This window comes from Corynebacterium sp. HMSC14B06, from assembly GCF_001807075.1.
GTDB lineage: Bacteria > Actinomycetota > Actinomycetes > Mycobacteriales > Mycobacteriaceae > Corynebacterium > Corynebacterium jeikeium_D.
Window position 1 is genome coordinate 97,861 of sequence record NZ_KV787380.1, and the last position, 14,051, is coordinate 111,911.

At 59.8% G+C, this 14,051-nt stretch carries 10 protein-coding genes; 5 read left to right on the plus strand and 5 right to left on the minus strand.

Translation table 11 applies throughout. From position 1 onward, the window contains the following. Nucleotides 1–16: 16 nt before the first annotated feature. Nucleotides 17–3,700, plus strand: coding sequence for a hypothetical protein (locus HMPREF3130_RS06470; protein WP_070429573.1), 3,684 nt, complete (start codon nucleotides 17–19; stop codon nucleotides 3,698–3,700). Here HMPREF3130_RS06470 and treZ read toward each other — a convergent pair. Then, on the minus strand, nucleotides 3,697–5,613 hold the full coding sequence (gene treZ, locus HMPREF3130_RS06475) for a malto-oligosyltrehalose trehalohydrolase (protein ID WP_070429574.1): 1,917 nt from the start codon (nucleotides 5,611–5,613) through the stop codon (nucleotides 3,697–3,699). The genes HMPREF3130_RS06470 and treZ overlap by 4 nt on opposite strands. 138 nt (nucleotides 5,614–5,751) lie before the next feature. Between treZ and HMPREF3130_RS06480 the strand changes: the two genes are divergently transcribed. Further along, the gene (locus tag HMPREF3130_RS06480) at nucleotides 5,752–6,444 is read left to right on the plus strand and encodes a YigZ family protein (protein WP_187269761.1); all 693 of its coding nucleotides are present in this window, start codon (nucleotides 5,752–5,754) and stop codon (nucleotides 6,442–6,444) included. Nucleotides 6,445–6,450: 6 nt separating this feature from the next. Here HMPREF3130_RS06480 and HMPREF3130_RS06485 read toward each other — a convergent pair whose 3' ends face one another. Beyond that, nucleotides 6,451–7,197 (minus strand): helix-turn-helix domain-containing protein, encoded by a 747-nt coding sequence (locus HMPREF3130_RS06485; protein ID WP_016422973.1) that lies wholly within the window; start codon nucleotides 7,195–7,197, stop codon nucleotides 6,451–6,453. A 161-nt stretch (nucleotides 7,198–7,358) separates the two neighbouring features. Between HMPREF3130_RS06485 and HMPREF3130_RS06490 the strand changes: the two genes are divergently transcribed. Together HMPREF3130_RS06490 and HMPREF3130_RS11100 are read left to right on the plus strand one after the other, a co-directional pair. Further along, nucleotides 7,359–7,595, plus strand: a complete 237-nt coding sequence (locus HMPREF3130_RS06490) for a hypothetical protein (protein ID WP_172620238.1) — start codon at nucleotides 7,359–7,361, stop codon at nucleotides 7,593–7,595. Further along, entirely contained in the window at nucleotides 7,596–7,988 is a 393-nt protein-coding gene (locus HMPREF3130_RS11100) for an RNA-binding S4 domain-containing protein (RefSeq protein ID WP_083276350.1), read from the plus strand. Here HMPREF3130_RS11100 and HMPREF3130_RS06495 read toward each other — a convergent pair. The 3 genes from HMPREF3130_RS06495 to HMPREF3130_RS06505 all read right to left on the minus strand — a co-directional run bounded on the left by HMPREF3130_RS06495 (nucleotide 7,936) and on the right by HMPREF3130_RS06505 (nucleotide 13,311). Beyond that, on the minus strand, nucleotides 7,936–9,102 hold the full coding sequence (locus tag HMPREF3130_RS06495; RefSeq protein ID WP_070429575.1) for a GTP pyrophosphokinase: 1,167 nt from the start codon (nucleotides 9,100–9,102) through the stop codon (nucleotides 7,936–7,938). The genes HMPREF3130_RS11100 and HMPREF3130_RS06495 overlap by 53 nt on opposite strands. Beyond that, complete coding sequence (gene treY, locus HMPREF3130_RS06500) at nucleotides 9,092–11,554, minus strand: malto-oligosyltrehalose synthase (RefSeq protein ID WP_070429576.1); 2,463 nt, start codon at nucleotides 11,552–11,554, stop codon at nucleotides 9,092–9,094. The genes HMPREF3130_RS06495 and treY overlap by 11 nt, the downstream gene beginning before the upstream one ends. A gap of 113 nt (nucleotides 11,555–11,667) precedes the next feature. Beyond that, on the minus strand, nucleotides 11,668–13,311 hold the full coding sequence (locus tag HMPREF3130_RS06505) for an exonuclease domain-containing protein (protein WP_070429577.1): 1,644 nt from the start codon (nucleotides 13,309–13,311) through the stop codon (nucleotides 11,668–11,670). 323 nt (nucleotides 13,312–13,634) lie between these two features. Here HMPREF3130_RS06505 and HMPREF3130_RS06510 point away from each other — a divergent pair, with 323 nt between their 5' ends. Beyond that, a complete protein-coding gene (locus HMPREF3130_RS06510; protein ID WP_005510305.1) occupies nucleotides 13,635–13,877 on the plus strand; it encodes a HigA family addiction module antitoxin in 243 nt (80 codons plus the stop codon). Nucleotides 13,878–14,051: the final 174 nt, after the last annotated feature.

Genomic DNA, 14,051 nt, shown 5'->3' on the forward strand with positions numbered 1-14,051 from the left:
GGAGCGTCCACCCACTATGACTGGGGCAAGCAGTGTCGACCAGGGTGTCCGAGTGGAAAATACCGTGATTGTCGAAATGTGGCTGGCTGCCGCAGAGCAGGACCTGGCCACCCGGATTCCGGGTCTGCTGGAATCCGCCATACAGGCCAAAGTTGAGCCACTGTTTGTCTGGTCAGGGCTGGCGATGGACGAGGTTGAGCGTATCGACCGCTTCCTGGGAACGCTCCTGGCCCATCATCTGGCGGGTGGTACTGCTGCCGATATTGAAGCTGCGAAGAGTGTCGTTGACAATCACCCGCTGGTCACCCTTGCCTCGCTGGTAGGACGCGCCGCGCGTGTTGCGTCGGCAAGCGAAATGTGGCTGGACTGGCCAGCCGCTCTGCAGCTGGATCCAGACGCTGACACTACCGGCGCGCTCATCGAGCACCTCGCCGCCGCAGTGCCGACAATGCTGGCCAATGCTGGTTTGCCTAACGACGTCGACAGCAGCCAGGCCGACGCGGATCCGCTGCAGCGGGCAGCGCAGGTGCTTTTGCTGCACGCGGGAGTGCAGCTGTCAGTGATGCCACTGATTATCGAGCGCTGCGAGGACCTGGCCGGGGTAGCGGAGCTATCCGACCCTTCATCAAATGACTTGGTACAGGCGCTGTCGAAGGTTCATCCGCTGCTCGAGGAGCTGCTGACCGAAATCGCAGAGGCGGAAGATGGTGTCTACCCGCTGGCGCTGCGGCAGTTGGCCAGGACGGCACCTCGTCAGGCACACAAGTTGTTTAAGGCAACCCTCGGCTACGCCATTGCCACCGCTGCCGATCCGGCCAACTGGGAGGCCCGGGAAGAACTCGGCCAGCTCGATGCGGGGCTGCCGCCTATTCTGGTGGCCGCTGCGCGTGAAGAGCTGCGTATGCGTCCGGCGGGTACTGCGAATCGTCGTGAAGCGGTGGGCGTGGTGGCAACGACCGGCCGCCCGCAGCTGTACTTCGATGAGCTGACGCAGACCGTTGGCGTACAGCTACCGACGCCGCTGGATCCGGCGGGACGGACCTGGCGTGTCACCTTCGGCGGCACGGTAGCAACGACGCCGGTGGTGGGCCTGCAGGATTCGCTGCCGCGTCCAGTGGTGACCATCGATGAGCCGGTGCGCGATGTGCTGGTGGAAATCGGCGATGAGAAGCACTGGCGAGTCCCTGCGATTAGCACTGAGGACCCGATTCTCATTTTCGGTGCCGACGGTCAGTCAGTCACAGACAAGGTCTCGCTGCACTCGACGTCAGCTACGGTGGTCTACCCGGTTGATGCCACACTCGTTGACCCCGTTACGGGTGCTGAGGTGCCATTGCTATCGGACCCGCGCCCATTTAACTGGGAGCTGTGGCAAGTCGCTGAGATCGATCTTCGCGATGTTCATGCAGTTCAGGTTCGTCGGTCCGGGGCGGCTGGCGAGGTTCGCTCGGCATCACCGCAGCGGCAACCGCGAATGACCATGCCCCACGCACGTCTCGACGGCACGGTGTCTGCCTACGGCACCCCGGTTTACGCCGGTGGGCCGGTCGCTGTGTTCCCGCCGACGCTGTCCGGTAAGGACGAGTCCTGGCGCGCCATTGTCACCGATTTTGGTGGCTATGGTGCGTTTACCACGGATTCCGTCATGGTCTATGACCTCGAGGTGCCCGCCGCGGGTGGCGAGGTTGAGATCCTTACCGATGATGATGATTATCCGTGGGTCGGCGAGTTCGTGGTTCGCCTGGTCAATCCGCGTGGCCGCAGCTTCCAGAAGCACTTCGCCATTGCCGAGCAGGCAGACCTCACGATTACTTACAGCGGTGGTGGCGACGGCTTCCGCATCCCAACCATCGACGGGCTGAGCCCCGCCGACATCCGCGTTGTCTCGGGTGACAAGCCGCTTGACGCCGAGCCCGCTATCGTACGCCTCGGGGCGGACGAAGTCACAGGTACCGTCGAGCTTTCCACCGAAGAAGGCGCATGGCTGCAGTTGCAGGTCACGCCAGGCACGCTGCAGTTTGAGGTTCCGCTTGCCGACGAATCCGTCGCCCGCCGCACCACTACATTGGTCACCCGCCCGAAGCGTGTCGATGCCTTCGGCAAGATTGTCGTCAATGCCCCGGGCGAGTTGCGCCATGCGCATATTGCAGTTTCCAGCGGTGAGCGCGACATCTGCCGCGTCCCCATCAAGCGATTCGGCGATACTGGCTACGCGGAGTTCGGCAAGTTTGCCGACCGTATCTCTCTGCTGAAGGCCCTGCGCATTAGTTTGGACTGGACACGTGTGACGGGACGGAAGCGCCTGTCTGTACCGCTGGTGGAGGCCTCCTCCCGCGATGCCATCCGCCAGATTGCCTTCAACGATGAAGCCACTGACATCATCGAGGTTGATGTCGCTGACGACGTTTCGCACTTGCCGATGACCCTGTGGCTCTGGGCCGCCGGTCAACCGTGGCGCGAACCCGTCGCCCTGGAAGTCGTAGAGGGCGAATGCGAGCTTCCCGCCGAACTCCGCGGCCTCGGCCCATTCGTCGCGCAGGTGACTCTCGGTGTGGAAAAGGAACGCCACCCGCAGTGGCCGGCGGCCGGGTCGACCATTCTGAATCATGTCGATGATGCAGAGGCTATCGACCTCGATGGCGAGGACACCGATCCCGTTGCTCGCGCGCAGGAACTGTGGGGCGAGCTAAATCAGGATCAGCTCGCACGTTTGTGGACGCTACTGGCGACCTTGCGCGCTGGTCGTGCAACCGACATGGCGCAGGCGAATCCGCTGCTGGCCGCACCTAGGTTGGGTGCGATCTTGTGTGCCGAACCACGCGCCGGACTGGCAGCGTTGAACCGTTCAGTCATCGCGCTCGACGATCAGCCGGGTATGTTTATCGCCTCCGGACTCGTGCTGGGAGACTTCAGCGCTACTAAGCCAGTGCCGGGGCGTCGCCGTGTGCCGTGGCTCGGTGCATTGGCAGCATTAGCGGATCTCACTGATGAGAGCGTGGACCGTTCTCGTCAGCTGGATTACCTGCGCACAACTGGTGGCCAGGGACTGCTGGACATTGCTGCCAGCGGCCAGGACACCACCCTGGAGTCCGCTACTATCGACCAGAGCTCGGTGCAGATTACCTCGCTGCCGGAAGCACAGGCCAGCGCTATTCTGTCGCAGGTCTTTGATCCTTACCGCATGGTCCCGGGTCCGCTGACCGACGATGACGCTCGTTTCACGGCAATCTATGAAGTGGTACGCAATCGTGCTGAGATTGTGGAATCCGGTGTCATGACCCAGCTTGCCGCCGCCTCTCGAGTGTTGTTTAAGACGGTGTCGAAGGCGTCTCCACGACTGCGCAAGGCGGTCAATGTGCGCTTCCACAAGCTCGACGGCATCGATGCGGATGATCCTTCGCTGCACTGGACTCTGGTGCCGGGAACGTCACTGCTTATTGCAGTGGCTGCCCGCGTATTGGCTCGTACTCAGGCTGAGAACTCTGATGCCAGTGTCGCCGCTGTCCGTGAGCTGATTCCGATGTGGGCTCAGCTGGCGGACCTGGTTCCGACGTTGGTGATGAGCGATATTCTCATCGCAGACGCGTTGGTGGCTCACGTCCTCCACGGTGATGTCACCGAGTTGCCGTGGCCAGCACCCGAGTCGGGTGCGGCGGATGAGGAAGAGTCCGACACCGAGGCTGAAAGTCCGGCTGACTAGCTGAGCGAGACGACAGCGTAGCCCCACGCTGGAAGCGAGATTTCGGGACCGGCAGCTTCGTCATTGACGATGCTGGCTGCTGCGTCTTCAAAAGTGTGCAGCAGGTGGGCGGAACCGAACTCGGAATCCAGGCTGACGCTGGTTTCGGCGTCGGAGAAATTCGCCACCAAAGCGACAGTTTCAAAGGCATCCGAGTTCCGGGCACCCATTTCGCGCTCATCCTGGCTGCGCACAACGACGAGGCAACGATTGTCCTCGTCATACTCAGTCACCACAGATGCCGACCAGGGAGTGCGAAGCGACGGGTGGGACTTCCGCAGCGCGAAGAGATCGCGGTAGGCCGCCAGAATAGTGGCGTGCGAGCCCTCCGAGACCTCCTGCCAATTGAGCTTCGAGTGGTGGAAGGTCTCTGGATCCGATGGGTCGGATACCTCCTTCGGATCCCACCCAGCACGGGCAAACTCACGTAGGCGTCCCTCGCGCGTGAGCCGCTGCAGCTCCGGATCTTCATGGGAACAGAAGAAAGCAAACGGGGTAGAGGCGCCCCATTCCTCACCTTGGAAGAGCATCGGGGTGAAAGGACTGCAGGCGATAACTGCTGCCTTTAAAACCTGCTGCGCCGGAGTGAGGTTCATCGACGGACGGTCACCGACAGCGCGGTTTCCCGTTTGATCATGTGTGGTCGTGTACGTTACGAAAGCATGCATGGGCTGTACAGACAGGTCGAAGAGACGACCATGAGTGCGACCACGGAACGTCGACATTGTGCCCGTATGCCAGAAGCCAGTTTCCAAAGCACTAGCTAGCGCTTCCACCGACCCAAAGTCTGAGTAGTAGGCGTGGTCCTCGCCAGAGACCAGCGTGTGCAGTGCATGGTGGACGTCATCATCCCACTGAGCGTTGAGGCCAAAGCCACCTGCAGCGCGCGGGCGGACCAAACGCGGATCATTCTGGTCGGACTCTGCAATCAAAGAACGCGGAATACCAGTCTCGGCTGCGACAGTGTCTGCGACAACCTGCATCTGCTCCAGAATGTGGAATGCCCCCTCGTCATGCAGGGCATGGACTGCGTCCAGACGAAGACCGTCGACGTGGTAATCCACCAGCCATTGGCGCACTGCATCCAAAATATACGCACGCACCTCATCAGAGTTGTCGCCAGTGAGATTGACAACCTCACCCCAACCCGTCGAACCACCAGCGGTGTAGGGGCCGAAAAATCCCACATAGTTGCCGTCTGGACCAAAGTGGTTAAAGACCACATCCAAGATGACAGCCAAACCCTTTCGGTGGCACGTATCAATCAGCTTCTGTAGACCCCGCGGGCCACCGTAGCCCTCGTGCACGCTGTGCCAGGACACACCGTCATAGCCCCAATTACGGTCACCACCGAAAGGCTGCACTGGCATCAGCTCAATATGTGTTACCCCCAGCTCAATCAGATGGTCTAGATGTTCCACCAAACCTTCGAAATCACCAGAATCGCTGAAGGTGCCCACATGCAGCTCATAAATCAGACCTCCTGGCAGAATCCGGCCCGACCAGGCCGAGTCCTTCCACTTATAGGCACCCAGGTCAACGACCTCGGAGAAACCATGCGGACCATCCGGCTGCGACTGGGAACGCGGATCTGGCAGCGGTATTGTCCAGTCACCGACAGCAGGGGAGGAGCCGTCCCCCGATTCGTCGTCAGGCGCGCCGAATCCCGCATGTGCCCGCAGCGAAAATGCGTAGCGATCCCCCGGTGTACGAGCCACATCAGCTTCAAACCAACCAGAGTTGGCGCCGTAGCCATCGGTGGCGTCAGCGATTGGATGCATATCAAAAATCGCTGGCGCGTCAGGATTGCCCAACAGCAGACGGACTTCGGAAGCGTACGGGGCCCAGACTCGGTAGTTGCTCATGGGCACCATGGTAGGTCAGTCAGCGGATTGGCACAGGGGAACCGTTTTCGAACACCGCGTATTTGAGGTGAGTCCAAGGTGAAGTCGAGATAGTAGCGAGCGACGGTGATTGGGTGTGCACGAAGCCCATACGCAACAATGGACACTATGACCACCGAGCCATCCACTTCGACCGAAGCGACGCAGAAGCAGCGCGACATCGAGCTGATTGTCCCCGCCGGCGGTGACATCGTCACGAATGAAATCGAGATTAAGAAATCTCGCTTCATCACGTGGATCGCGCGTGCTGACGACGAAGACAGCGCCCGAGAGGTCATCAATTTGGCCAAGGCGGAGTACCCGGATGCTCGCCACCACTGCAGCGCATACATTCATGAGGTCGTCGGAGGGAATCGGGTGGAGCGATCCTCAGATGACGGTGAACCTGGCGGCACGGCAGGGCGCCCAATGCTCGATGTGCTCCAGGGCTCTGGAATGACGAATGTCACCGCCGTAGTGATCCGCTATTTTGGCGGCATCAAATTAGGCACGGGTGGGCTTGTGAGGGCCTATTCGGATTCGGTCTCAGAGTGTCTAGAAAAAGTCACGCGCATGCGGCGCGTGCAAAGAGCCTTGAGAGTAGTGAGTGTCTCCGCCGCAGATGCCGGTCGCATCGAAGCGGAATTGCGTGCTCGTGGTTATGAGATCGTGGAAACGCGGTGGGGCCAGAACGTGGAGTTTTCCATCGCGGTGACTGCCGATGGGATTGCCCAGCTTGACGGCGAAATGCAGGCGCTGACTAAGGGAGCTAGCGAGCCGTCTACGGACGGTGGCGAAATCTGGTGGGAGCTGCGCGCTTAACAGCCACTAACCCTGGTTCGGGGATTCCTCGCCGTTGTGTGCGCCGCGATGGCGCTTGAGAATTTCCACCAGCTCGTCCTTATTTTCCGCAATCTTTTCTGGCCGACCGAAGACGCAGACTGCCGCGACAGTAGCACCGTCTTCCTCCACTGCGATAGAGACACCGTCAACGCCACCGCCTTCGGCAATACCCGGGGCAGCACAGACGCCGGTCTCTGCGATTTCCCCGGCCTGGCGGAGGAAATCATCCACATAGACCTGGTCTTCCGGCCGCGCGGAGTTCAGGTAGGACCACAGTTCGCGCTTTTCAAACCGACTCATCAAAACCCAACCTGCAGAGGTGCGCAACAGCGAGCGCGGCAGGAAGTTCTCCGTCAGGTACTGGTAGCGCATGGATTCACCGACGGTTTTGAGGTAGAAAAGCTTGCCACCAACCGGCAGTGCCAGCACGGTAATCAAGCCAGTTTCGTTGTGAATCGCCTCGAGCTCAGCCGTCGGAACGTTGACCATGCGACGACCGGCCATGACATTGAGCAGAAACGGCGCCATGCCGAGCGTGTAACGCTTGTTGGACTCGTCAAGGTAACCTGTCACAGTCAGACCGTTGACAAGGCCCTGCGTGGTACTGAGCGGATAGTTCAGCGTGTGGGCGATGTCAGTGAGGGTTAGACCTTCGTTAGAGCGCGCAACGAGTTCGAGGATCGCCGCAACGCGGTCGACCATGCGGTGGCGGGGGCGGACAGTTTCTGTCATAGGACTAACACTAGCAATCAACCTACGCCATTGTGTTAATTACCTACCCAAATAGGAATATCTAGCAGGTTTGCTATAGCTGTAGAAATTTTTCCCGAATTGTACGCCCTATCGACCTATGCGATGCGTCAGGGCGACCAGAACGCTCTAATATGTACTCCATGAGCTATCTTCAGCCCCAACCTCAGAACCCCATTGAGCTCCGCAAGAACGCGGTGCGAAAGTACTCCCGCAATGCCGTTGTATGGGCAGGCAGTGGTGTCGTCGGCGGTGCAGTGCTCGGACTTCTAGCCGGAAGCATGTCTCTATTCCTCATCCTGGCAGTAGTCGGCCTGGTCGGTGGTTTTCTCAATTGGCAAAAGGTTCAGCGGATTGTGAACTACAAGGATCCGCAGTAAATGCCTGCTCAGCAGCAATTGTCTACCGAGCCAGTGCGTATTGATGCCTGGATTTGGGCGGTCAGGTTGCTGAAAACTCGCTCATTGGCCGCAGATGCGTGCCGTGGCGGCCACGTCAAAGTCAACGGCGAAGCCGTGAAACCTTCAGTTCTGGTCGTTCCAGGGGATAGAGTGCGACTGTGGGCAAACCACCGCGAACACATTGTTGAGGTCACCAAGACGGTGAAGAAGCGGGTCGGAGCTCCGGTGGCCAGGCAGTGCTATATCGACCACTCTCCGCCGCCGCCCCCTAGGGAGATTCTCGCATCGATGCCGACGCGCGACCGCGGTGCCGGGCGGCCTACGAAGAGCGATCGCCGTCAGCTCGATCGTCTTCGGGGACGTCGCTCATAGGCATCCCGGCCTCCGCTAGTTGCTGCAACCGTGCGCGCAAACGGGCTGGTCGACGCTTCGGGTTATGGCTGGTATCTGCAGTGGCCTTGATGTGCTTTTCACCGCGAGCCGCTAGTAGTAGGTCATCGATAACACGCACATGGCCTGGGTTAAAGCGGTACTTCATGGCCTTGCTTACCGCGCTGAGGCGCTGCGGATTAAGTAGCTCTCGCAGCTGCCCGACAGTGCGAATGCCATTGCGCTCCAGCAGTTCTTCTGCCCAGCCGTAATGTTCTGATTTCGATCGGGGCGCATCTGGAAGCAGCATCGTCAGCACGCCGGGTAGGGTTTCCTCAGTCACCACAATGTCATCGGCTGTGGTCTTTGCCGGAGCTGAGGGCTGTTTGCCCTCTCCCTGCGCGGAATCGTCCGGCGTGGATTCCTCCAGCACGGCAACGACTTGGTCGAACTGCTGATCCGCGAGCTCAATAAGGCCAGCGGCCAGCGCAAAAGCTCGATCAATCCGCGGGTCTGTCGCTCCCTCAGGGGCCTTATAGCGAATATCGTGCTCAAATTCCGCCCACGCATGCTGCAGCACAGTGCGCAGTTGCACCTCAAACTGCATATCCGCATATGGAGCTAGCTCTGACGGCGCCGCCGTCGACACCTTGCAGATCAAGTGCTGGGAGCCGTATCCCAACCGGCCGCTGATTCGTGTCTCCGCGGTTTTGTCAATCCTACGCAGCACAGTCAGCGAATCTCCCAGCGCATCCATGATCGCGGGAATCTCCGTCGAATGGTACGTGGTTACACGCACACCGATGATGTCGTGGATACCGTGCCACGGGTCAGGGTAGACGTAGTTGCCGTCCGCTTCACGACGCAGGGCCTTCTGCCGCAATGAGCGGAAAGACTTCACCCGCGCCGTGACATTGTCAAAGGCCAAACCGGCATCGGAGAGAATCTCTTTAATCGCATCGACAAAGTCCTGCGCGGCGGTGGGGTGCCGAGTTGCCCACGAGTCGTACTTCGACTGCAGTGCACGTGTAACCTCTCGATCCTCCGCCAACTGAGTCTTGCGGGTCTGGTCGCGGGAATCGTCGGGAAGCGAATCCTTCATTCGATTAGTCGTCATCGTCCTCGCGTACCAGCAGTGCTACTGGGAAGGAGCTGAACAGAGAAGCCACGGCGATGGTGCCGGACCAAGTATGGCCAGTGAAACGGTCGGTCCAGAATCCCTTGGGAAGTGTCACTGTAGTGTCGCCCCAACCGCCTTCGCGTTGCAGCCCCAGCGGACGGCGCGTCACCAGCGCGATAACATCTTCCGGCTCGCCCTTCGGTCCACGTGCTGCACCGACCAAATGACGCTCGCCGACACCCACGGCGAATACTGGCTGGTAGGCGCCGCCGACGAAGGACTCCGGGCGTTCCGCACGCAGCTTCACTCCGTGGTGAGTCACCATCAGCTTTGCGACGTCCGCATCGGCATCCGTAAAGTCCTCCGGCAGCTCAGCTGGGTGCTCTGGACTCTTAGTTACCGACGTGACCTCATCGCGAGCAACCTTATCCAGCGCCGCGACGCGCGCATCGTAGTCGACGAACCGGCGGTTGTCAGGATCAACCAGGGAGTCCTCTGTGAACTCCGTCCCCTGGTAGGTATCGGGGATGCCGGGGCCGACAAGCTGGAGGAGCTTGCGCGACAGTGACGTGGTCAGGGCAGCTGGCGCAATGGAGCGGACGAACTCTGTGATGGAGTCGGTCAGGGGGCCGTCGAGAAGCGCGTCGATCCAGCTGCGAATGCCGAGTTCGAACTCCTCGACCGGCTCCGTCCAGGAGGTGTGCACATCTGCCTCGCGGATGGCCTTAATGGCGTAGTCGTGGAGGCGTTCACGCAGTTCATCGGTAATTACGCCGTCGGTCGGCCAGACTCCGATGATGTTCTGCAGCAGGAAGTAGCCGGTGGCATCGTCAGGGGCGGGGGTGATGGCCATCCAGTTGCGGACATTTTCAGCCCAGTCGCCGGAGACATCGGAGAGCTGGAGGATGCGGGCTCGGACATCTTCGCCGCGCTTGGTGTCGTGCGTGGACAGCGTGGTCATGGTTCGTGGCCAGAGGCGAGCACGTTCCGACTGCAACAGGTGGAACTCCGCCGCCGACATGCCGTAGCGACCCAAATCACCGCCGACTTCGTTCAGGCTGATCAGGCGGCAGGCGCGGTAGAAGGTGGTGTCTTCGACACCCTTTGCCATGACCGCACCACAGACCTGCGCGAACCGCGTGGCGGCCTCACCACCGGCTACCAAACCTGCCGAAATGAGGTCGAGAGCAAAGACACGCGAGGGGAAACGCGCTGCCATTTCACCAATGACCGTGGAAGCCACTCGTGACAGGGAGACATAGTCCGAACGGTAGACAGGCATGGCAGCGACCAGCTTGCAGATGGTGTCGATAAGTACCTCATCGCTGACGCTGGTACCGCTGATAGACCAGTTATCGCGGCGCAGGGCACGTGCTAGACGACGGACTTCTGCAGCCAACTCGTGCGCTGCGACATCGTGTTTGAGAGCCTGCGCAGTTGCCTGCACGGCAGTTTTGTCCCAGGTTGAGCCGGACTGCTGCAGAGCCAACATACTCATGGCGTCTCGGGAGTCGCGGTTGACGAAGACATTGTCGAACTCACGCAGGGCGTCGTAACCCGTGGTGCCGTCAACCTGGAGCCTCGGATCCAGTGGCTCTTCGGCACCCAGAATCTTCTCGATAACCAGCCACTTGTCATCGCCGAGTAGACGGCGCAGCTCACTGAGGTATCCGAATGGGTTGCTGAGGCCATCTGGGTGGTCAATGCGGACACCGTCAATGATGTCCGCAGCTAGCAGCTCGCGGATGATGCGGTGTGTGTGCTCGAATACCACCGGGTTTTCCTGGCGGATGCCGGCCAGGCCGTTGACGCTGAAGAATCGACGGTAGCCAATGACCCCGTCCTTCCAGTACATCAGGCGATAGGCCTGGCGATCATGTACTTCCTGCGGGGTGCCGTCCTCGGTGCCGGGGCGCACCGGGAATGTGTTGTCGTAGTAACGCAGAAGTGGCTCGTCGCCAGAGGTGTCGAGCTCCAGCTTGTCGATATCCTCCGGGGATCCCAGAACCGGCAACCCCATCTTGCCGTTGGCACCGTTGTCCTCGTGCCAGTCGATATCGAAGTATGGCTCGAACTGAGAATCCTTGCCATAGGTCAGAACGTCCCACCACCAGGCATTGAGCTTGGGCTCCTCAACACCGAGGTGGTTCGGTACCAGGTCGATAATGATGCCCAGACCGGCCTTGTGCGCCACCTGCGCGAGCTTCTGCAGCTCTTCCATGCCGCCGAGCTCCGGGTTCACTGTCGTCGGATCGATGACATCGTAGCCATGGTTAGACTCCGGTACGGCGGTGAGGATAGGCGACAGATACAGATGTGAAATTCCGAGGTCTGCCAAGTAGCCAACCTGTTCAGCCGCGTCAGCGAACGTGAAAGCGCGCCCGTTTGGGTCGGCCTTGGGGCCACGGAGTTGGAGACGGTAGGTGGACGTAATTGGTCGGCGACTCATGTTCCCCTTTATACCGCCCACCAGGAAAAGCTGCTGCCTGACCGCTGTGGCTGCAGCTAGCCCCAGAGTCTGCGCCCGCCGTCCGAATGCGAATTTCTTCTCGTGAACGTTGCCTAGAAGGGTGGCATTCCGTCATCGCCGGGCAGGGAAGTAGAACCGAACAACGGAACCGACTCACTGGAGTTGTCCCCGGCGCTGGCGCTCGGTGTCCCGTCCGCAGTGTCTCCTGCTTCGGACGCTCCATCCTCTTCCGGATTCAGCCCAAGTGCGGTGAAGAGCTCCTTCTCAGTCCAAATCTGGATTTCCTGGCCTTCGGCCTGCAGCTGTCGAGCCCTCTTCTCCTTCGACGTCACCGAATCCCACGGACCGGCGACCAAAATGGTCGTTTTCTTCGTGACACCCTTATTGATATTCGCACCTGCAAAGGCGATCTTATCCCACAGAAAACCCTTGTCATACGGTGCAAAATCGCCGGTCAGTGTCACCCGCTGCTGGTACAGCAGGCCGCTTGGATCCGCGTCCGGATTCGGGTCTGGAATGGTGTCCGGTGTCTTTGCCGCATCCCATTTCGCATTGCGACGCGGCCGACGTGACGGCGCGGAACTGCCGGACTGCGCACCAGCACCAGCACCAGTTCCCGCGTTGGTCCCGGCGCCAGTGCTGGCGACACCAGCCGGGTCATAGCGCACCATCCGCACTCGTCCACTGCCAATCTGGCCCAAGCTCAGCGAGACCTTCTGGCTCAAATCAGCCACCGATGTTGCGCGCTGCTGCTCCATCAACCACAGCGCTACCTCAGCACATGCGACCGCATCGGCCGTCGCATCATGATGATTCTCCAGCGACGTCCCCGCGGCCTCCGCCAATGTCGGCAGCTTCAAGTTGGGCAGCCCCAACTGCATCTGCCGAGCCCACATATAAGTACACGCAAAATCCAACTTCGGTGCTGGAATGCCTTCCGCCCGGCACGCCCGCGACAGGGCTGTGAAATCAAACCGCGCATTGTGAGCAACTACGTCCAAATCCCCAACGACGTCAACAAACTTCGCCAGCTGCTCCGGAAATGACGGCTCACCGGCCACATCCGCCGCTGTGATGCCATGAATCGCGACATTGGCTTCATCAAAATACTCCAGCCCCTTTGGCGGACGGCACATCCAGGAATAACGATCCGTCACCTTCCCGCCACGCACGACCGCAACACCAAGCTGAATAATCGAGCCGGTGTCTTCGTTCGCTGTCTCTACATCGAACGCCGCAAACGGTGCGATGTCTGACACCGCAACCTCATCCCCAGTAGGAAGCGGTGCAAAAGGCACAGAGTGCTTTACGACGTCGCCCGCGCCCTCAACCACACTCACGCCTTCGGTGACCGCCGCGCGCTGTGCCACCCACGGCATCAACGTGGAAGTAAAAGCATCTGCTGAGTTGTAGAACTCAGGATTCTTGGCTATCTCCGCCACGAGGTCTGCCAGCAACTGCGCTGCTGCCTGACGATGAGGCATCACACGGGCCTTTGGTAAAGCTACCCCGAGGTCTACCGTGCCGGGGAAAAAGCGGTTGGCCGGAGTGTAGACACCGTTTTTACTTGCCGATGCGACCTCGGCAACGTCGGTAAGCGGGAGGGGCTTCGCGGGGGCGGTGCTGGCCGTGTTGATGGTGTGGGTAAGGCGGAGCCCATCTGCGGTAATAGTCACCGTGTCGCCGGTGAGCTCGAAGACGACGGCGGGCTCGGAGGATGGCGTGGTCGTAGTCATGCACTAGATGGTAGCGCCGATGGCGGATTGAGCCCCATAGAGGCTGCGGTACCTGCGGTTCTCGCCGAGTACACATGGCTTTCGACAATGTGGAAATGTCCACAGAAATAGGAATATTTATGGAGCGTTCGGACAGTGGGGGTGTCTGTACCCCTGAAAACCACATGTTTTGGGGGGTTAAATGTCCGGATGCATTTTGAGCGGGCGCTCCTTATACTTTTCGACGAACGGCGGTAACTGGTCGTTCGAGCTTTCGAGCTCAAGCGAAGGGCAAAGCGGAAACAACGTATGCCAGTGAAGCGATGAAATAAGGAGTAAACATTTTGAGCACGCATCCTGTGCACCCTGGTTCTATCTTGAACGATAATTTCCTCGAGCCGCGACACCTCTCTATCTACCGACTGGCTCTTGCCATCGGCGTGCCAAGCTCAACTCTGGAGCGCTTTCGCACCGGCCGCACTGCGGTCACCACTGACCTCGCAAATCGACTGTCCGACTACTTTGACACCGAGCCGGAGTACTGGTTGAACTCTCAGGCGGAGTTCAATATGCGCGCATCTGCGTAAGAAGACTTCACGCCAGCTCGGCTCCCGCGGTGCTGTGTTGACCCAATGCGAGTTACTGACTGCGTTTATGGCTGGCGGCGGTGGGGCGATGCGAGTTACTGACTACGTTTATGACAAAATGACCCAAAAAATGGCCTGAAAGTGTCATAAACTCACACAGTTTCAAATTTGCAG

Bases quoted from the DNA above. Each gene is read 5' to 3' on its own strand.
- HMPREF3130_RS06485 (WP_016422973.1), bottom strand. From the start codon at position 7,197: ATGACAGAAACTGTCCGCCCCCGCCACCGCATGGTCGACCGCGTTGCG.
- HMPREF3130_RS06505 (WP_070429577.1), bottom strand. From the start codon at position 13,311: ATGACTACGACCACGCCATCCTCCGAGCCCGCCGTCGTCTTCGAGCTC.
- treZ (WP_070429574.1), bottom strand. From the start codon at position 5,613: ATGGTGCCCATGAGCAACTACCGAGTCTGGGCCCCGTACGCTTCCGAA.
- treY (WP_070429576.1), bottom strand. From the start codon at position 11,554: ATGAGTCGCCGACCAATTACGTCCACCTACCGTCTCCAACTCCGTGGC.
- HMPREF3130_RS11100 (WP_083276350.1), top strand. From the start codon at position 7,596: ATGCCTGCTCAGCAGCAATTGTCTACCGAGCCAGTGCGTATTGATGCC.
- HMPREF3130_RS06490 (WP_172620238.1), top strand. From the start codon at position 7,359: ATGAGCTATCTTCAGCCCCAACCTCAGAACCCCATTGAGCTCCGCAAG.
- HMPREF3130_RS06495 (WP_070429575.1), bottom strand. From the start codon at position 9,102: ATGACGACTAATCGAATGAAGGATTCGCTTCCCGACGATTCCCGCGAC.
- HMPREF3130_RS06480 (WP_187269761.1), top strand. From the start codon at position 5,752: ATGACCACCGAGCCATCCACTTCGACCGAAGCGACGCAGAAGCAGCGC.
- HMPREF3130_RS06470 (WP_070429573.1), top strand. From the start codon at position 17: ATGACTGGGGCAAGCAGTGTCGACCAGGGTGTCCGAGTGGAAAATACC.